Source organism: Candidatus Avelusimicrobium sp. (assembly GCF_051874775.1).
Lineage (GTDB): Bacteria > Elusimicrobiota > Elusimicrobia > Elusimicrobiales > Elusimicrobiaceae > Avelusimicrobium.
Genome location: NZ_JBJEGE010000034.1, coordinates 46,610 through 65,253, shown reverse-complemented (window position 1 = coordinate 65,253; position 18,644 = coordinate 46,610). Strand labels below are relative to the sequence as shown.

General features: G+C 43.2%; 16 protein-coding genes and 1 tRNA gene. 2 read left to right on the top strand and 15 right to left on the bottom strand.

Annotation, left to right across the window (positions count from 1 at the left end):
* Positions 1-4: 4 nt before the first annotated feature.
* The 5 genes from ACI351_RS07455 to ACI351_RS07435 all read right to left on the bottom strand — a co-directional run bounded on the left by ACI351_RS07455 (position 5) and on the right by ACI351_RS07435 (position 6,313).
* A tRNA-Ala gene (locus tag ACI351_RS07455) sits at positions 5-80 on the bottom strand.
* 235 nt (positions 81-315) lie between these two features.
* Positions 316-3,306 (bottom strand): autotransporter domain-containing protein, encoded by a 2,991-nt coding sequence (locus ACI351_RS07450; RefSeq protein WP_439734617.1) that lies wholly within the window; start codon positions 3,304-3,306, stop codon positions 316-318.
* A gap of 484 nt (positions 3,307-3,790) precedes the next feature.
* Positions 3,791-4,621, bottom strand: coding sequence for a deoxyribonuclease IV (locus ACI351_RS07445; protein WP_439734616.1), 831 nt, complete (start codon positions 4,619-4,621; stop codon positions 3,791-3,793).
* Between the two features lie 7 nt (positions 4,622-4,628).
* Positions 4,629-5,672 carry a threonine aldolase family protein gene (locus ACI351_RS07440; RefSeq protein ID WP_439734615.1) on the bottom strand — a complete coding sequence of 348 codons (1,044 nt, stop codon included), beginning with the start codon at positions 5,670-5,672 and terminating at the stop codon, positions 4,629-4,631.
* Positions 5,673-5,773: 101 nt separating this feature from the next.
* On the bottom strand, positions 5,774-6,313 hold the full coding sequence (locus ACI351_RS07435; protein ID WP_439734614.1) for an NUDIX domain-containing protein: 540 nt from the start codon (positions 6,311-6,313) through the stop codon (positions 5,774-5,776).
* A gap of 77 nt (positions 6,314-6,390) precedes the next feature.
* Here ACI351_RS07435 and dnaE point away from each other — a divergent pair, with 77 nt between their 5' ends.
* Positions 6,391-9,882 carry a DNA polymerase III subunit alpha gene (dnaE, locus tag ACI351_RS07430; protein WP_439734613.1) on the top strand — a complete coding sequence of 1,164 codons (3,492 nt, stop codon included), beginning with the start codon at positions 6,391-6,393 and terminating at the stop codon, positions 9,880-9,882.
* A 297-nt stretch (positions 9,883-10,179) separates the two neighbouring features.
* On the opposite strand, the gene ACI351_RS07425 is transcribed toward dnaE, so the two are convergent.
* Positions 10,180-10,506 (bottom strand): DUF4143 domain-containing protein, encoded by a 327-nt coding sequence (locus tag ACI351_RS07425; RefSeq protein ID WP_439734612.1) that lies wholly within the window; start codon positions 10,504-10,506, stop codon positions 10,180-10,182.
* Between the two features lie 599 nt (positions 10,507-11,105).
* Positions 11,106-12,116: a tyrosine-type recombinase/integrase gene (locus ACI351_RS07420; protein WP_439734611.1), complete on the bottom strand. Its 1,011-nt coding sequence runs from the start codon at positions 12,114-12,116 to the stop codon at positions 11,106-11,108.
* A gap of 150 nt (positions 12,117-12,266) precedes the next feature.
* Between ACI351_RS07420 and ACI351_RS07415 the strand changes: the two genes are divergently transcribed.
* Positions 12,267-12,419, top strand: coding sequence for a CopG family transcriptional regulator (locus ACI351_RS07415; RefSeq protein WP_158093743.1), 153 nt, complete (start codon positions 12,267-12,269; stop codon positions 12,417-12,419).
* Between the two features lie 102 nt (positions 12,420-12,521).
* Here the strand turns inward: ACI351_RS07415 and ACI351_RS07410 are convergent, their stop codons facing one another.
* The 8 genes from ACI351_RS07410 to ACI351_RS07375 form a co-directional block, all read right to left on the bottom strand.
* Positions 12,522-12,704: a helix-turn-helix domain-containing protein gene (locus tag ACI351_RS07410; protein ID WP_439734610.1), complete on the bottom strand. Its 183-nt coding sequence runs from the start codon at positions 12,702-12,704 to the stop codon at positions 12,522-12,524.
* Between the two features lie 20 nt (positions 12,705-12,724).
* Complete coding sequence (locus ACI351_RS07405) at positions 12,725-13,537, bottom strand: hypothetical protein (RefSeq protein WP_439734609.1); 813 nt, start codon at positions 13,535-13,537, stop codon at positions 12,725-12,727.
* 771 nt (positions 13,538-14,308) lie between these two features.
* Positions 14,309-15,424, bottom strand: coding sequence for a J domain-containing protein (locus tag ACI351_RS07400; RefSeq protein WP_439734608.1), 1,116 nt, complete (start codon positions 15,422-15,424; stop codon positions 14,309-14,311).
* Positions 15,425-15,431: 7 nt separating this feature from the next.
* Positions 15,432-15,737 carry a hypothetical protein gene (locus tag ACI351_RS07395; RefSeq protein WP_439734607.1) on the bottom strand — a complete coding sequence of 102 codons (306 nt, stop codon included), beginning with the start codon at positions 15,735-15,737 and terminating at the stop codon, positions 15,432-15,434.
* 221 nt (positions 15,738-15,958) lie between these two features.
* Positions 15,959-16,261 (bottom strand): SPASM domain-containing protein, encoded by a 303-nt coding sequence (locus tag ACI351_RS07390; RefSeq protein ID WP_439734606.1) that lies wholly within the window; start codon positions 16,259-16,261, stop codon positions 15,959-15,961.
* Positions 16,261-17,043 (bottom strand): amidohydrolase family protein, encoded by a 783-nt coding sequence (locus ACI351_RS07385; protein WP_439734605.1) that lies wholly within the window; start codon positions 17,041-17,043, stop codon positions 16,261-16,263. The genes ACI351_RS07390 and ACI351_RS07385 overlap by 1 nt, the downstream gene beginning before the upstream one ends.
* Before the next feature lie 62 nt (positions 17,044-17,105).
* Entirely contained in the window at positions 17,106-17,273 is a 168-nt protein-coding gene (locus tag ACI351_RS07380) for a hypothetical protein (RefSeq protein ID WP_439734604.1), read from the bottom strand.
* A 15-nt stretch (positions 17,274-17,288) separates the two neighbouring features.
* Entirely contained in the window at positions 17,289-18,602 is a 1,314-nt protein-coding gene (locus ACI351_RS07375; RefSeq protein ID WP_439734603.1) for a radical SAM protein, read from the bottom strand.
* Positions 18,603-18,644: the final 42 nt, after the last annotated feature.

Here is an 18,644-nt window from a genome sequence, read left to right as displayed (position 1 = left end):
AAAATGGTGGACCTGACAAGGATCGAACTTGCGACCTCCTGCATGCCATGCAGGCGCTCTCCCAGCTGAGCTACAGGCCCATTAATCTTTACCTAATTATTATAACAGTTTTTCGCGTTGTATGCAACTATTTTAAACAATCACATTCTATTATATTTCTATTATATAAATATTTTCTATTGGACAGTTTCCGCTTTCCTGATTTTAAAAAGCACTAATTAAGCGTTATTCCTAAAAGGAGGTTAGTTAAAATTTTTTTGGATAAAAAAAGAGCTTCGGTATTCCGAAGCTCTTTTAAACTGTTTTGCATTTGGCTTAGAATGAGAACGCTATGCTTATTTCTCCGCCAAAGCCTTCACGTTTTCCAGCCATACCGTAAACGGTCAGCGCGGTGCGAAGCGGCAGGAATGTGTCTTGGTTGTCATATACCAAAGCCAACTGTGCGCGTCCGCTCATTCCTTTTAAGGAAGCGTCGTCGGAGGTCAGCCCTTCGGCGTGAACCGAGGATTCTCCGTTCATTTCGTAGATGCCCATTGCACCGATGGCGGGTTTCAATCCGTACAGATTCACTCCGTTAAAGATGTATTCTCCGCCGAAGCGCAAGGCAAGGCTTTGCATCGAGTCAAAATCAATTTTTTGACCGAGGTTGTCGGTAATATCGTCTGCATTTTTACGTAAGTAGCGGAAATTGGCGAAGATGTCTAAGTCTTCGGCCAAGGTTTCCACAAAACCAGCGCCGAAACCGTAGTACATTCCTTTGCTGTCAAATGTGGAGCTAAGTTCGGGAGATTTAAATTCCATATCCATATAGCCGATTTCGGCGTCCAATTCCAAACGGCCGGTTTCGCTGTAGCGCAGAGAGGTCATGAGTCCTCCGCTATATACGTCGGCATCGCCGTTGACGTCGATCGGAAAGGTGTCATACGAACCGTGGGCGTATTTTACGAAGAAGCCGCCTAGCCAGTCGTTTGTGAATTTTTTCCACGCACCGGCTTGGGCAATTCCGGAGTCCAAATCAAAACCGCTGCCGGTTTTGTAACGGGTGTGGTGATAGGCACCGTTCAAAAATGAATTGGAATCATTCTCATTCTTCCACGCGTCGGTTACTGCGGAGCCGATCATTTCCTGTCCTTCCATCGTTAGCGCAAGGCCGACAAGCGGCAGTTGTCCGTATACTTCCAAATTGGCTTTTGCTTTCGTTCCCGTAAGCTGCCAACCGACTGTGTCGCTGTTTAATTTGATACCGGAAAGATCAAACGAGTAAATCCCTAATTTGTTTGTGTTTAGGGTAATACCACTGCCGATTAAGTTTACTACTTTTTCGCCTTGTTGAATATTTTCCAATCCAGTGCCCGCTTTGGAGGTTACTACGATAGCCTGCCCTTCTTTTATAGCGGACGGGTCAACTGTCAAGTTGGCATTAACACCTTCAAAATTGAAATTAAGGTTGGTGTCAAAGTCCGCGTTGATGGACCACATGGAGGCAAAGTTTTGGAATTGGCTGGCACTATTAAACGTCGCACGGGTACGGTCAAATATCAATTTATTCGTAGATTTGTACCGCTCGTTGTTTCCGCCATAAATGACGGAATTGTTGGTCAGGGTAATATCCCCGCGCAAGATGACCGTATTGTTTTGGGTAAGTTTATTTTTAGACAAAATTTCCGCGCCGTCCACATAGCCGCCGTAGATTTTCCCATCAAAGTTGACATTATCCAACACAATAGTGTTGTTAGATGCAGAAAACACTAAATCTTCTTTTTTTTCTCCATCTTCTTGTTGAGTTTGTACGCCGTCTACATAGGTAATCGTATTTAAGCCGTTTTTTACCACGTGCGTCTGAGAAGTACCGTCCGATGTATAATAATCTTTTTCATCGATATAAGCCGAAAATCCGCCGATTACGTTACCCGTTACGATGCTGTTGGACAGAATAATGGTGTTATTGTCACTGTTGGTACCATAGGTGGCGATGGTTTCGGCTTCCGGTTCCTCTGAGGTGGCAGTTCCCGCGGTGTTGACTTGGGAAGTGTACGTCATAGATGCCCCGCCGAACAAAATCCCTTTATCGGAAGGAAGAACTAGCAAGTTGTTGGTGTTGAGCGCGCTAACGTTTAACGTGCCGCCAAAGAACTTCCCGCTAGTATTGGAAAGGGTAATGCTGGAGTCTTTGATTTGTATGAGGTTGTTGCTTGTATTGCCTACCAAGTTAAGGGAAGCGCCTGCTTCTTGAAATGTGGCTCCGGTTAAGTTCGTCAACGATAGTGTATTATTCCCTACAGTAGCTTTAACCGGATTTCCGGAGGCGGCTGCTTCGGCTAAACCCATATTGACGGAGTACAAATTCTGAGCATTGATGGTAGAATTGTCAATAGAAAGGGTGTTTCCGGAGGCATTGACAGAGGTGGTGCTTACGGCCGCCGCATTGCCCGTAACGGTGGAGTTGCGGACGAATACGGAGTTATTATCGGCGTGCGTAACGGATTCATCTCCACTTTCCACCCCGATACTTTGATCCACGGCGTATACGTTTTTAACCGTGGAGTTATTTTCCACAATGACTATGTTTCCATCCGCCGTATCAGCTCCCGCAGCGCCGGCTACGGTTCCGTTTACGGTAGAGTTATTGATGGTAACACGGTTGTTGTCTGCGTGGGAATCAGAAGCACCGGGTTCTGTACGATCTTCCGGCTCTAAACGGTTCTGGATTATTCCGCCGTATACATTTCCATTGATAATAGAGCCATTTGTGATATTGACCATATTTCCGTTGGTGGTGCCGTGTGAGTATTCGGCTACGCCTCCGTATACGTTTCCGCCAATGATAAAATTATAGGCCTGTGTGGTTACATTATTTAAATTAACTGTATTGTTATTGGCAGAACCGTTAGAAAAACGCTCCAAGTGGTCATCCAAAACGGCAATACCACCGATAGCATTTCTTCCTTGCAAGACGGTGGCTCCCGTCATATTGCTAAGGTTTAATGTATTTCCGTTGGCATTTGCATTCCACACCGCGCCGCCTGCTACATACTCACCATTGCTGTTTTGGCGTTGTAAGGCAGTTATGGCAGTGCTGGGGTCGTTGATGCTAATGTTTTTGTTATTAACAGTCAAAGAGGAATTGGTAACATTGCCGTTAAAGGAACCGCCACCGACGATAGCCAAACTTTTATTTTCATTGTCTTGATTTACTGTACGGTGCTGACCGTCAACCGCCTCACCAACCCAGTTGTTTTCTAGATTTTGTGCCGTGACGCATATTGCCGCAGTCAGAAAGAAAACCGCGAAGAGAAGTTTTTTCATTTATCCTCCAAATAATTTAAACAAAGGGAATATATCTCCATTATACAGAATTTGGCGTAAAAGGAAAGTTTTTTGTTGGAAAACGAATAAACCTTGGTGGAGTATACGGGCGCAAGTTGAAAACTATTTGCTGAACGTGTCGGAATATAGGCCAGATTGGCAACTGTTTTGAAGAATAGACGGTCCGAACGGGCCTTAGGGGTTACGTTTCGATTGATTTGTTCGGTTACATATGGTTAAGGCTGTCCATTCTCAATCGAGAATATGGATGTGTGGAATATGTCTATATTTTTACAAATCAGAAACCTGCGGGAGATATTCAATATACCAATTAATACGTGGATTTTTTTTGGAGTTTACGTGTTTTTGTCAACCGTGCGGGAATATTTAACCAACCGCCAAACGGCGTACTGGCTGCTGCTGATTTTCGGGCAGCGTATTGGACGAAGGCGGATACAATTTAATCTGGGGGCTGGAAAAAAGACTAATCCCGATACAGTTCGCGCAGTAATTTGATTTCTTTGGCGTAGCCCGCCAAATCATTGGGGGTTTCCAAGCAAAACGGCAGGTGTTTTAAAGCCGGATGGTTGATCACGCGCGCGAGGGTGTCTGTACCGATTTGCCCGCCGCCGATGACGGCGTGGCGGTCTTTATGCGCGCCGCGCGGATTTAAACTTTCGTTTAAGTGAACGGCTTTGAGGCGCGAAAGACCGATTTGCCGGTCAAATTCTTTCAGTGTTCCGTCCAAGACGGCCAAGGAGTAGCCTGCGTCGTGTATGTGGCAGGTGTCTAAACACACGCCCATTTTTTCGTTTAATTTAACTCCGTCCAAAATCCGTTTGAGTTCGTCAAAACTTCTTCCGATTTCACTTCCTTTCCCCGCCATCGTTTCCAACAACACGGTGGTGGTTTGTCCGGCGGTCAGAATTTCGTTAAGCATTTCGATAATAAGTTCAATACCTTTATCCGCTCCTTGACCGACGTGGCTGCCCGGGTGAAAATTGTACAAGTTATGGGGAATGTATTCCATCCGCTGCAAATCGTCCTGCATCGTTTGCCAGGCAAACTCGCGCGTTTTTGCATCGGCGGAAGCGGGATTAAGCGTATAAGGCGCGTGCGCGATAACGGGGGCAAAATGGTGCTGCTGCATTAATTTGCACAATGCGGCGGCATCTTGCGGATCGATGTCTTTGGCTTGGCTGCCGCGCGGGTTTCGGGTAAAAAACTGGAACGTGTCCGCCCCGATTGCGAGCGCGGTTTCGCCCATCGCTTTAAAACCTTTAGAAGAAGATAAATGACATCCGATGTGTAACATAAATTCCTTATTTTGCACTGAGGCGTTTAATATCCGCAATTAATTGTTGGACGTCCGACTCCCGCGTGGCCCAACTGGTGCAAATGCGGATGGCAGAGTGATTACGGTCTAATCGTTTAAAATGCGCGAATGTATATTCCTGTTCCAGTTCTTTGAGTATACTGTCCGGCACGACGGGAAATTGCTGGTTGGTGGGGGAGTTATACCACATTTTCCACCCTGCTTTCAAACAAGCATTGCGGATAAGCGCGGCCATTTTATTAGCGTGTGCGGCCAGTTCTAGGTAGAGGCCGTTTTCAAAAAGCCCTAAAAATTGGATGCCAAGCAGACGCCCTTTGGCTAGAATTCCGCCTCTTTGTTTCATAAAATAACGGAAATCTTTTTGGAGCTTTGGGTTGACGATGATGACCGCTTCTCCGAGCAGAGCCCCCTGCTTGGTGCCGCCAATATAGAAGGCGTCGCAGCAGGCGGCTAGATCGGTCAGCGTAACATCGTTGCCTTCGGCGGCGAGGCCATAGCCTAAGCGTGCGCCGTCTATAAACAGGTAGAGGTTGTTTTCGTCGCAGGCGCGGCGGATGTCTGATAGTTCTTTTTTGGAATACAGCGTACCGTATTCGGTCGGAAACGAAAGATAAACCAGCTTAGGCTGCGGCGCAAATTCGGGATTGTCATCCTGCCAATGGGCTTGGCAAACGCGCGTGATTTGTTCGGCGGTTAGTTTGCCGTTTTCTTCCGGTACGGTTAGTACGCGGTGCCCTGTGGATTCAATAGCGCCAGCTTCGTGTACGTTGATATGGCCGGAATCGGGTGCGATAACACACTGGTACGGACGGAGCATCGCTGCGATGACGATTAAGTTGGTCTGCGTGCCGCCGCACAAAAAGTGTACCTCGGCCTGCGGGGTTTGGCAGAGCGATTTGATTAACTCCGCCGCTTGGCGGCAATAGGGATCTTGCCCGTAACCGGCCGTTTGTTCCAAATTGGTTTGCGCGAGTCTTTCCAAAATGACGGGATGCGCGCCTTCGCTGTAATCACAATTAAATCGAATCATAAGAAATCCTTAAAATGCAGCTTCTTATATTAGTTTTAGCAGATTTTTAGCCGCCTTGTCATCCGGTGCCCGTTCCGATGATGCGGCTGCACCTTTATGCCTTATTTTTTGTGTAAACGGTACCATTGGAGCATTAAAATGGTTTTAGCGTCTGTAATTTCGCCTTTTTCTATCATTTTGTATGCTGTTTCCAACGGAAATTTTTGCACATTTAAAAATTCGTCCTCATCGGGGCAGTCTTTTCCCCGTTTTAAACCGGTAGCTACATATAAATGTTGTTCTTCATCCGAAAATGCGTTGCACGGATGAAAAACAAGCGCTTCTTTAAGCGACTTGGCCGTCAGCCCCGTTTCTTGCTTCAGTTCCGCGCGAGCGCAGGCCAAAAACGACTGGCCCTTTTCCCGCTTTCCGGCCGGAATTTCCCACGTGCTTTGGCGAATCGGGTAGCGGTATTGCTGTACCAGATAGATGTGTCCGTCCTCCACGGGTAAAATGCCGCTTGCGCCGCGGTGCTCAAAATAGATGCGGGTGGATGTGTGTCCGTTCAATAGTTTTACCTCATCTAAACGCACATTAAGCACTCCTTTAAAAAGAAGCTTGGAAGAAATTTTTGTTTCTTTTAATTTACTATAATGTTTCATATAAACATTTTACACCATTTGGACTGATTCCCGGTATCCACCGGGACTGCGTACTGCCTAATATAAGGACTTTTACTATGGCCGAATTTGTACAACTCCACAACCACACCGAATACTCGCTTTTGGATGGAATGTTGCGCGTATCCGAAAATCACAAACCGTCCAAATTTTTGCAGGGTTTGGCAGCGCAGGGTATCCCTGCTATGGCAATTACGGATCACGGAAATATGTACGGCGCACTTGATTTTTACGAATCGGCCCGTGCGGCGGGTATTAAGCCTATCATTGGGTGTGAATTTTATATTACCGAAGGCAAGTATACCGAAAAAGATTCCCGCTACGGGCATTTAACCCTTTTGGCGCGCAATCACGAAGGATATCTCAATCTGATGAAATTAAACTCGATGGCGTGGGTGGACGGATTTTACAAGTATCCCCGTATCGATAAAGAAATTTTATCCACACACAGCGGCGGTCTGTTATGTCTTTCCGGCTGTTTGAAAGGTTTTTTATCCCAATATGTACGTTCAGAGGGCGGGTTTGAAAAAGCCTGTGCGCTCGCCAAAGAGTATGAAGATATCTTTGGCAAGGGGAACTATTATATTGAACTGATGGACCACGGTATCCGCGAGGAAGTGGAAGCGCTGCCTCTTTTGAAAGACGTGGCAAAAATGACGGGAATTCCTGTTGTGGCTACCAACGACTGCCACTACGAGAAAAAAGAGGACTGGGAAGCACACGATATTCACGTTTGTATCGCCACAGGCAAAACGCTTAATGATCCGCGCCGTATGAAAATGTCGCACGAACTGTATTTTAAATCGCCCGATGAAATGTGCGCGCTTTTTGCCCACACGCCCGAAGCGTGTTCCAACACTTTGGCTATTGCCGAAAAGTGTAATTTGGAGTTTCCCAAACACGGGTTTATTCTGCCTAATTTTGATATTCCCAAAGAGTTTCCCAACTCCGCCGAATACTTTAAAGATTTGTGCCGCAAAGGCCTTATCAAAAAAATGAACGGCAACGTGCCGGACAATTACTGGAAACAGTTAGAATTTGAATTTAACGTCATTATTACGATGGGATTCGACTGTTACTTTCTCATCGTGCAGGATTTTATCAACTGGGCGCGTGCAAACGGGATCCCGATAGGGCCGGGGCGCGGCTCGGGCGCGGGTTCGCTGGTGGCGTATAGTATGGACATTACGCGTGTGGACCCCATTCAAAACAAATTACTGTTTGAACGTTTTTTAAATCCGGACCGCGTTAGTATGCCTGACTTGGATATTGATATGTCCGATGAGGGGCGCGAACGCGTGATTGATTACGTTCGCGGCAAATACGGACACGATAAAGTTTCCCAAATCATTACGTTTGGCACAATGAAAGCCAAACTGGCGCTTAAAGACGTGGCGCGTGCGATGGAAATTCCCGTGGCTGAAGCTAACCGTATTGCCAAGATGATTCCCAACGACCCAAAAATGACGTTGGAAAAAGCGTTGGAAATCAACGAGCTTCGTAACGAAGTAACTAATAATCCGCAAAGTAAGCGTTTGTTTGAAATGGCGCGTAAAATCGAAGGTTTAAAACGCCACACAGGCATCCACGCTGCCGGCGTGCTGATTACCAAGGAAGCTGTGTCCGAATATGTGCCGTTGTCGCGCGGTGCGCGCGACGCGATTACCACCCAGTTCGAAGGTGAACCGTGCTCCAACCTCGGGCTCTTAAAAATGGACTTTTTAGGCTTGCGTACCTTGACCGTTATCGATAACGCCGAAAAAATGATTCGTGCGCGGCACAACCCCGATTTTGACATTAACAAAATTCCGCTGGACGACAAGAAAACCTACGATATGCTTTCCGCCTGCAAAACGCTGGGAATTTTCCAGTTGGAAAGCGGTGGAATGCGCGATTTAATCAAGAAATTACAGCCCTCGCAATTTAGCGATTTGTCCGCTTTGGTGGCGCTCTACCGCCCGGGCCCAATGGAGTCGGGTATGATGGATATGTTCGTGCGCCGTAAAAGCGGTCAGGAAAAAATCGAATACGAAACACCTCTTTTGGAAGAACCTCTGCGGGATACATACGGCTGTATGCTGTACCAAGAACAAATTATGGAAATTTCCAAACGTCTGGGCGGGTTTACCCCGGGCGAAGCCGATACGCTGCGTAAGGCAATGGGTAAAAAGAAAATTGACGTAATGGAGAAATTCGGTAAAAAATTTGTTGAAGGGTGTAAAGAACATAAAATTTCCGAGAAAACAGCTGCCCACATTTACGAACAGATGAAAGCGTTTGCCGGTTACGGTTTCAACAAATCGCACTCATACGCGTATGCTTTGGTATCGTACCAAACGGCCTACTTAAAAGCCAATTACCCGATTGAATTTATGTGTTCCGCGCTGACCAACGAAATCGGCCACAACGCTATCGGCGCGGACGATAAAGAAAATAAAATCGTTACGTATTTAGAAGAAGCCCGCAGTATGGGATTTGAAATTTTGCCGCCGGACATTAACACTTCCCAGCCCGAGTTTTCCGTGGATGTAAAAGACGGAAAAGAATGTATCCGCTATGCATTGGAAGCCATTAAAAACGCGGGGGAAGAAGGCTGTATATCCATCGTTAAAGAACGCGAAAAAGACGGACCGTACAAGTCGCTTGAAGATTTATGCAGCCGCATTGACCTCTTTCAAGCCAACAAAAAAACCATTGAAAGTTTGGCTAAAGCCGGCGCAATGGATAGCATTGCTCCGCAACAGGATCCCAAAATTACCCGCGCCAACATTTTGGCGGGAATTGATAACGCCGTTGATGTGGCCCATTTGGTTGCGAAAGAGAAAGAAAAAAATACGGGAAATTTGTTTGGGGATGATTTTTCCGCCGTTTTAAGTGTCAAACAAACAACGCCCGTGGAGGCTGATCCGCTGACGCAAAATGAACTGTTAAATTTTGAAAAAGAAGTATTGGGTTTGTATTTCAGCGGACATCCGATGTCCAAGTACCAAAACAATTTGGCCCAGCTGCACTGTACGCCGATTCGCGATATTTTGGAGGGAAAAGCCTCCGGCCGTTTAAATGTGCTGGGCATTGTAACACTTTTCAAAAAACGTCAAAATAAGAAAACGAAAAAAGACTGGGCGCAGCTTGTCATTGAGGACTGCACGGGTTCGCTGTCCGTTAATGTTTTTCCGCGTACGTACGAAAATATGGGCGGAAAACTGGCCCCGAACGCTATTTTCAATTTTTTAGGGGATATCCGTATAGATGAGGACAGCGCACGCATTGAACTGAACTTGCAAGATGTCAGCAGCGTAACGGATTTGATTTCCAACATCGCTAAAGAGTTTACTATTCGTATCCCTGCGGATTATTCCAAACAGAATTTGCAAAAACTCAAAAGTTATTTGGATATGACGTGCGGTACTACTACGGTATTTTTAGAGATTCCCTCAAAAGCCAATCCGGAAAAAATACACCGTATCCGTACGAATAAACGCGTGCTGCTGCATAAAGGCCTTTTGGAATTTATAGAAAATTCTATTGGCAATGCGTGGAGTTTTAAGTAATTTTCAAGTGGAATATTTGTTGGGCGGAGCGGTATTTTTTAAAGAGCTATATAGTAAGCGGAGTTTGCTTGCTCAACGGGAACTGTTACCGCGAAAGTTGTCGAAATGTTGAGACGGTTAATTTTGCTTGACTGTGCGATATTTATAAATCAATCACTACGTTGAATTCCGACGGAAAAATTGTGCGTTTATAATCACTATTGAACTTGTGTATTTGTGCAGCATTATCCATAAAGGATTTTACAGTTTTTTGGCAATTAGGCCAATTTTTACATACTAAGCATTTGCTAAATCAGTCTATTTTACAATGCTCCACCAAGGTTTAGCCATAACCTGCGTATGTAATGGCATTTCTGTAGAATTTAAAGACAAGATAGTCCTATTGGCGGCAGGCAAAGCAACATTCTTTAATTTTCTGGCAAAGTTACTATGAATAGTCTGAGTGGCTTTGATCTCATATAAATCTATATTTTGGCCTTTATCTACTACCAAATCTGCTTCTACTTGGTTGGAATCCCTGTAAAAATACAAATTATATCCGGTGCGGTTGTATATATTCTCTTTTACCGCTTCCATAATAATCATATTTTCAAATATAGCCCCTGCCATAGGCCCTTTAATCAAGGTATCTGCATCTTTATAACGTGGATTTGGTACAAAATCTGGGACAGTAAATAAGGGTAAAAGTATAACAGGTTGTATAGGAGAAGCGGAATAATGGTTATGAAACGAAAGCAGTATACAAAAGAGTTTAAGCGGCAGATATTGGAGCTAAGAAAGCAAGGCAAATCGGTGAGAGAAATCAGCAGCGAATATGGCATCGATGTGTATCAAAATGGTTAACTCATCATCAGGCATAGTCTTTTATTTACTGTCCCACTTTGTGTACCAATACCAACTTGATTCAACTTCATTCAACATAAATACCCTACAAGTTAATGCCAAAATGCGACTCAAAAGCACAATATTTCTGACGGAAAACTTTTATTATTGTGCTAGATTTGGTATAATAATTTTAGATTTAAGCCCAGTTGGCGCAGCGGTAGCGCGTTCCCTTGACATGGAGACATGCAAAATCAGTTTTCAACCGCTTATTAGTCCTCGTTCTACGACGAGGATTTTCCTTTTTATACCTCACTGATAACTGCCTTGAAAATGGGCAAGTGTCCAAAAAGTGTCCATTTCTGCATAAAATCGTACCTAAAATGGACTTTTGGCAAGCATTACGCTTTACCTTGGGGCGTATTCATACAAGCAATAACTTCTTTCAGGTATTCCGGACTTAAATGAGCGTAGCGGTTGGTCATACGTGGCGTGGTATGTCCTAAAATACCTTGTAAATTAGACATAGACCCATTATGTACCCGGAATGTCGTTGCAAACGTATGCCGCAGGTCATGAAACGTCAGCCCTTTTAATCCGGCTTTATCTTTAGCACGCTTAAAGGCACTCTCAAACGCACTTACCTTCATAGTAAATACCTTGCCGGACTTCTTCGGTCCAATTTCCAGTAGTAACGCTGTTAAGTTGTCAGACATAGGCACAATACGTTTTTGACGGGTTTTGGATTGAAGGATATAAATAACTCCTAAACCCATATCCACATTAGACCAATCAAGGTCAAAGATTTCCCTTCTTCTCATGCCGGAATGAAGGGCAAACCGTACAATTTGTTGAGCTTGTTTGTTTTTGCAATACTGGAACAATTGTATTAATTTATCATTATCCCAATATGCCTCACGGTTATTATCTTCCGGCTTCTTAGTTACTACTACACACGGGTTTTTACCGTTCCACAAGTCATGCTTGATACCATATTCTATAACAGCTCCTAACACAGCAAAATAACGGTTACATGTGCTGCTCTTGAGTCCCTTGTTTTTGATTCCACCTTTGGTTAATAATTCATTATAGAACTGCTGTAATTTTGTACTGGTTAAATCTTTCATCTTAACATTACCAAATTTATCTTTGCAGATTTTCCACATGGACTTTGCCGAACGCCCCGGCAGTTCTTTTCCATGAAGTTGCCAATAAGCGTCCGCTAGTTGTCCATACGTTACTTTTAAGGTGCGACGTTCGGGAAAGAAAACATCATCTTCCTTTTCTTTCATTAGGCGTGTAGCTACTTCCACAGCATATTTCTTTGTGCCATATATTTTCTTACGCCACCGCTTACCTTCACTATCACGGAAGTCAATAAGATACACTTTGCCTTTTTCAATTTCCTTCACATGCTTCATATCACACCCAGCTACTCTTTACTTCACTTTGATTCTCAATAATTATCAATATATACCAATATATATAAGTATAATACATAAACCATCAATAGTCAATAGTTATTTATGATTTTCAATACCCCAATGTGTTATAATATAACCATGGAAAAACAGACCCCTAAGAAAACAAATCCAACTATTGCTTTTGTGGCTACCCCGGAAATCGTGCAAGCCCTTGAGAAACGCTCTAAAACGGAAGAACGTAGTATTTCGTGGCTCATTCGTAAGGCATTAGAAGCGTATTTGCACATCTAATTTCTCCCTGGATCACACAGGACTGCTTTACTACCTGCACAAAGGGTGTTTCAGCACCTAATTGCCGGGCCAAAGTCGCCCTCTGTGCAGTTTTGACTGACTTTACAGACTATTTACCCACTCTTCTATTTCACGGACAATAAATAACAACTTACGTCCGATTTTCTTTACACACTTTGGTGGGATAATACCCATACTTTTCCAAGTATAGACCGTTCCCGGTGTGGTTCGCAGGTACTCTGCCAATTCTTCTACAGTCATAAATTTATTTTCTTCCTCTGTCATTTTTACTACTCCTTCTTAAATTACCCCAATGGGGTTGAAATTAACAGTTCCACTATTGCTAGTAGTACTGAGGCAAAAAGACGAGACGGTAACTCTTTCACTGTCTCTTGATATTCCAAACCGTATACAAATGGCTTATCAATGGGTTTGAGTGATTTAACTTCTTCCATCCATCTCCTTTTGAATACGGCTAAGCAATTTTCATCCTCTAGTTCTAATCGTTCAAATCGTTTCATAAAATCCCTTGCATAGCGTTTATCTAAGTGTTCCTCTACGGTTTTGCGGACGGTTTCTACTCCCAGCTGCACACAAACAGCAGCATATAGCATATCGGTTAGCAAAGACCGGACATTTTCATATTTGTATTTGCAAAGCCATATCCGCACCTTATCCAGTGCTTGGGTCCGGTTCGGCACATACCAGTGCTGCATGATTTGGGTTAAGTTCCTGTTTAGTACTGCATAAATAACAGCTTGTGTGGACAGTGCTGCCAAGCAGCAGGGTTGCAGGTCGATATCACAGCGGACTAATTCCCGACCGATTTCTTTAGCTGTTTTGAGCGAACATTCAAACCGATAAAATGTTCCGGGAAGATTGTTTACGATGTCCTTTATGTCATCCGTATTACGCCAGTTCTGCAATATCTCGGAAGATTTATTGTAAAACCCGGTTTTCCTTAGCTTTAGTGTGCTAGCCGTCATGTGTCCGTCGTGGGGATAAAACGTAAAAGCTTCTTTGTAGCGGCCGCCTTGATGAATATCCTGCAAGTAAGGCAGCAACACTTGGCTGTCAAACGGAACATAACACACTTTGGCATAGTCAATGCGGTACACGTGAGCATATAGCAGGATAGCCGGACAAGTTAGCACATGGGCTTTGCGTAGTAATATATTTAATCGGAGCAGAATTTGTGACATATCACAGGGAGCAATCTCATATAAATTATGACCAAATAGCACCTTAGCAGGGCAGAACTCAATTTTTAACTTGCCGTCAGGTAATAAATCCAAATAGGGGAAATACGTCTCCTGTTTTCGGAGAAATCTCCAAGTTTGCCCGCAATCATCTATAGTGATACCTGTACTTAACTGATACTCTATATCCGGTACTAATAATAACCCAACCGTATTAATCATAATTGGTTGCTTTTGTTCTAAATAAGTTAAATCCCTATATATAAAACCTAAACGTTCTCTTGTTAGTATTTCTTAGGCTCTGATATTAAAACCCCCTCATATATAAAGCAAGTGTTCTCTGGATATACCTGGAGTTCAATAGTGAAGGATTTATGTAGATGATATATTCTAAGGACGCTATTTTTCGCTACTTTGAATCCACGGGAACGAAAGATAGCAGCTCCAAACGTGCCAAACAGGTGTTTTATGTACGATTGGAGTATTTGGGAAATGACAAATTCGCAGGGGAATTTTGAGAGAGTATTACAGCAGGATTAATATAGATTGAGATTAGAAATAATAAAAACAACAAGATTAGAAGTTTGCTCTAGAGAGATGTAACAAGATTACAAGGTGGAAACAGGCCTCATACAAAAATGATGCCGCCAAATTGCTTGACGGCAAAGGGACGAAAGATTACATATAAACTTATATATCACTTTCCCAGTTATCATTGTCATACTCACTATCCGATCTGAAGGATATATCCCCTCTAAACGCGAATATAGCAAACATTATAACCAGACATAAACTAATACCTGCAAGGATAAAACAAATTATCTGAAAAAAAGCAGAAGAGGCCACTACACAAAAACCCACAAACAGATAAACAATGGTTCCAAAAAGGAAAAAACCGCATGCAATAATTGCGTTTACCCTATTATTCATTGTGTCAGAAATCTGAGAGCACGACTGATAGGAAGAGGTGGCTGTAGTATATGTATATTGCTTGTCTAGTTCTCTAGCGGCGGCATCACAAGCCTTTTTTATTAAAAGCGGATCAAGCCACCGACAATAGAATTGTTCTCCGTCGGTTACGACTTCCTGCCAATCGTTACCTATGCCTGTATATATTTCTGTTTGTTTGCCATTGCTAAAAGTTCCCTTCCATTTATAACGTCTGACCATTATTTTAGTATATATGATATTTGCGATGATATCGGGAAAATCCGCAAATGTATACCGCACGGAAAAGGAACATTCTTTTCCTTCGGTATCAAAAGAATTCATAAAAGCGCCATTGTCTGTATAAGGCTGCAAATTACGGGCCACTTCTTTAATCGCCGTTGGATTTCCGGAAGCGAGCACATTTTTCAGTTTTTGGTGCGTCAAATTCCCAAACCGCATAAAGTTGTAGACAATACTCCCGCATCGGGTAGGGGTTTCAAATTTCGAAATAAAGTTATTAATACACTGGATTGCATTTTTCAGTTCTCGCTCTTCCGGCGACTCGTAGTATTCATAATTGCCCGTATCATCATTGCTATAATTATAGCGGCTATCCGCCTGATTATTTTGCTCCGCCTCTTCTTGTCTTTTCAAAGCTGCATCATAATCTTTGCGTCGTATATAGTGCGATAGCAGCGTGTAGGCTTCGTTTAATTCCTGAAATTCCCGTGTTTTCGCTTCCTTTTGTTTCGGATCAGGGAATCTGTCCGGATGACATTGCATGGCTTTTTTTCTAAACGCCCGCTCAATATCTTTATTGTCAGCATTGTGCGCCACACCCAAAATTTTATAATAGTCCGGTAATTTTCGTTCCATATTCTATTTATAATGAGGAAATAAACCCGTTATACGTCACTTGCCATTTTCCGGTATGATTGCGGGACAAGCGCACTAAAGGGCTGCCTGCCGTGCCTACTGCATGGCGCACCGCCCGCACATACCGTTCCGCCTGTTCTTGAGTATCGTATGTTTTTACCAAAGGCCACCAATAAGGGGGTTGCCGTAAGCCTAAATCCGTACATACTTGGCAGGCATCGGCTATGCTTTCCGTCAGGATAAGATATCCGTCAGGAAAGCATAGCGCATAAATACCGCAGGAGGAGATGATAATCGGGTCACTCGGGTGCATATTAGCTGAAAATAGGCAGAGAAACAACTGCTAATCTTTCTTCTTGTTATTGGTTAATAAAGAATAGAGTTTTTGTTCGGCCTCTCTGCCCGCTCTGGCCTGTATGCGCCCTGCGAGGGTAGAACCGTCGGCCTGTTCTCCCAACCGTATCAAGAACAATAAACAAACCAAATATAAGGCTCCGGCTCCCAAAATTACGAGCAATAGGATCATGCTTACCTCTATTTTTTATGTGCGGCCACAAATTCTTCCGCAATACGGCGGTTGATATGAGCTACTTCACAGAAATAATTACTCAACTGAAACATATCTCCGCCGGATTCGTTGTATAACTTCCCGGGGCAAAGGTTGCAATACGCACGGGAGGGACATTTTAGACACTGCCCGTATTGGGCATTGGTAAGGTTGCGCAGTTTATTCAACTCCGCAGAGTGCTCCCAAATTTCTTGCAAGGTTTGCCCTTTGCAGTTTCCCAGTTTTAACTTAAAACATTGATATTCTCTCCTTATTTGCAGGTACTTCATTAAATTTTTATATGATATTTGCTTAATAGCTGCTGGGCATTGTAATACAAGATTTTCTGTGCTTGAGCCCTATTTCCTTTGCAAATATGTGTCAAATATATTTGAATTAGTTGCTTATAGTAATGTGAAACATACGCCTTATTTATGCTTTTCCACCCAATCGGAAAATCTGTCCCAAACAATAACCGGTTTTCTCCGATAACATCCAAAGCCATTTTAATACCCATACAGTCCATTATTTTTTCCCCGAATGAGGTTTCCAGATACACCTGTGGAAATAATTTGGCAATATGTATATTTTCAAGCCCTGTGTTGAGATGATATAACACTACTGGAACCTTCGGAAATTTTTCCAATAACGGAATCAGTTTAACGGGGTTGCTCCGGTATTCGTCCGTATGTATCACAATAAATTTATGTTGTTTCTGGCAAAACTGCCACACCGGTTCTAACATTTCATAAGTGGGTTCGTATATATTAGCCGTTGGAGACAATTTGATACAGGGGATTTGGTTTTCCTTGCACAAGCGAACCACATTATCCTGCCACTGTGGCAAGTATGGATTTACCCAATACGCCCCGATTATACTTGTTGTTTGGCATATCTGACGCAAATCTTCTTCGCCTATTCTATAGTCAAAAATACCACTCAAAGAACTGCACAAACACCCTTTCATCTCTGGCGTGACCAATACAAAGCTTTTCAACTCGTTCGGAGAGTAATAGGTATTATGTGCGTAACCACAATGAATATGAAAATCAAAGATATTGAATTTTAACATTCTCATTTTTCTATCAACAAATAACTACTGCTAGCCCTTTGTAAAGGGCTAGCAGATGCGACCTATCTACTATAGCCTTGTTGCTTACAAGTGTACTCATTGCTGTCGCCACATCCAGGGCCATGTTTATAATAACCCATAGCTGCACAAGTGTACTCATTGGAGTCCCCACAACCACCAGCAACCGGCATATTATGCAACACTTCTACTTTTGCTTTTTGATAGCTCATGTTTTTCTCCTTATGTTAATTTTTCCACACACCGCGTTTTTGCATAATTTCTTTACGCGCCACCGCGTGTGCAAAATCTTCGGGCGAACACCCGTTCAATTTCCCCGTATCCCGTAATGCCCGCGCGTGACACCGCTGACACGCTTTTCGGACGGGACACCCGTTGCATTTCTCCAAATTATCTATGGTAATTGCGGCACATTGGGGCGTTAAATTATCCTGGTCCAATATCGTTAAAAAAGAGGTTTCATTTATGTTTCCGATAAATTGGTTCATAGTGGGGCACAATGTTACTTGTCCTTTTGCATTGATATAAAAGTTTTCTCCGCTCCCTGCCGCGCAAATTAATCGATTAGGTTCTACATTGTGCCCCATTTCGCCTGGGAACATAATTTCTGTAATGGTTTTGAATTCGTCAAGAGATAATTTTATATCATCATTGGACGCCCGCCCATCGCGGGTAGGCTGGATACAAGGGTCTAAATTATAGCCAAAACCTTCGTTCTTGGCATAATTCCACACATCCTTTGCGCTTTTAAAAGTATCTTTCATAACAGGGCAGTTTATAAATACCGGAACACACCTGTCTTTAAGATATTTAGCCGCCAATAAAGTTCGTTTCAACGACCCATATACTTGCGTGATTTTATCATGCAAATTGTCGTCCATAGAATAGACGCTCAAGCGGACGGTCTCTACATGTAAATCGGCAATTCTATCCGCATATTCGTCATCTATATTAAGACCGTTACTAAACAGGGTAATGGCAAAACCATATTGTTTAGCACAATGGGCAATCTGCCAAAAATCGGGATGTAATAAAGCTTCCCCACCGGAAAAGGAAACTTCCGTTATGCCGGACATAGCAGCTTCTTTCAATGTTTTTAATACAATGGAAGTTGATAAAGTTTTTCCGTCTTTATCAGCTAAGCAATGCACGCATTTTTCGTTACAAACTTCCGTTAAATCAATATGCAAACTACCACGCAACCGCGGAGCTATTACCTGTAGTGCTAATGAATTAGTACACTTTGTCGGATTATCGTCAAGCAACAAAATTCTTTGTTCCACCAAGGGTGCAATAATTTCTTGAATGTCCGTTAATAATACTGCATAAGGGACATTAAATTGTTGGGATAATTCAGTTACAATATCTTTCAAATTTAATTGCCCTGTAAACTTAGACAAAATGTGTACTGCCGATGGGCTACTGATAACTACCCAAGAATCTTTACCTTGTACCAACCGAAATACGCTTTTTTCTTTTCCCAAACGTATCACACTTTTCTTAAAATCAAATACCGGACATACATTTTCTGAAATTTTCACATTTATCCTCCTATTTTTGCCATAAAAAAAGCGACGAATTCA

Coding starts and splice junctions, on each gene's coding strand:
- ACI351_RS07450 (WP_439734617.1), bottom strand. CDS start 3,306: ATGAAAAAACTTCTCTTCGCGGTTTTCTTTCTGACTGCGGCAATATGC.
- ACI351_RS07445 (WP_439734616.1), bottom strand. CDS start 4,621: ATGTTACACATCGGATGTCATTTATCTTCTTCTAAAGGTTTTAAAGCG.
- ACI351_RS07440 (WP_439734615.1), bottom strand. CDS start 5,672: ATGATTCGATTTAATTGTGATTACAGCGAAGGCGCGCATCCCGTCATT.
- ACI351_RS07435 (WP_439734614.1), bottom strand. CDS start 6,313: ATGAAACATTATAGTAAATTAAAAGAAACAAAAATTTCTTCCAAGCTT.
- dnaE (WP_439734613.1), top strand. CDS start 6,391: ATGGCCGAATTTGTACAACTCCACAACCACACCGAATACTCGCTTTTG.
- ACI351_RS07415 (WP_158093743.1), top strand. CDS start 12,267: ATGGAAAAACAGACCCCTAAGAAAACAAATCCAACTATTGCTTTTGTG.
- ACI351_RS07410 (WP_439734610.1), bottom strand. CDS start 12,704: ATGACAGAGGAAGAAAATAAATTTATGACTGTAGAAGAATTGGCAGAG.
- ACI351_RS07400 (WP_439734608.1), bottom strand. CDS start 15,424: ATGGAACGAAAATTACCGGACTATTATAAAATTTTGGGTGTGGCGCAC.
- ACI351_RS07395 (WP_439734607.1), bottom strand. CDS start 15,737: ATGCACCCGAGTGACCCGATTATCATCTCCTCCTGCGGTATTTATGCG.
- ACI351_RS07390 (WP_439734606.1), bottom strand. CDS start 16,261: ATGAAGTACCTGCAAATAAGGAGAGAATATCAATGTTTTAAGTTAAAA.
- ACI351_RS07385 (WP_439734605.1), bottom strand. CDS start 17,043: ATGTTAAAATTCAATATCTTTGATTTTCATATTCATTGTGGTTACGCA.
- ACI351_RS07380 (WP_439734604.1), bottom strand. CDS start 17,273: ATGAGCTATCAAAAAGCAAAAGTAGAAGTGTTGCATAATATGCCGGTT.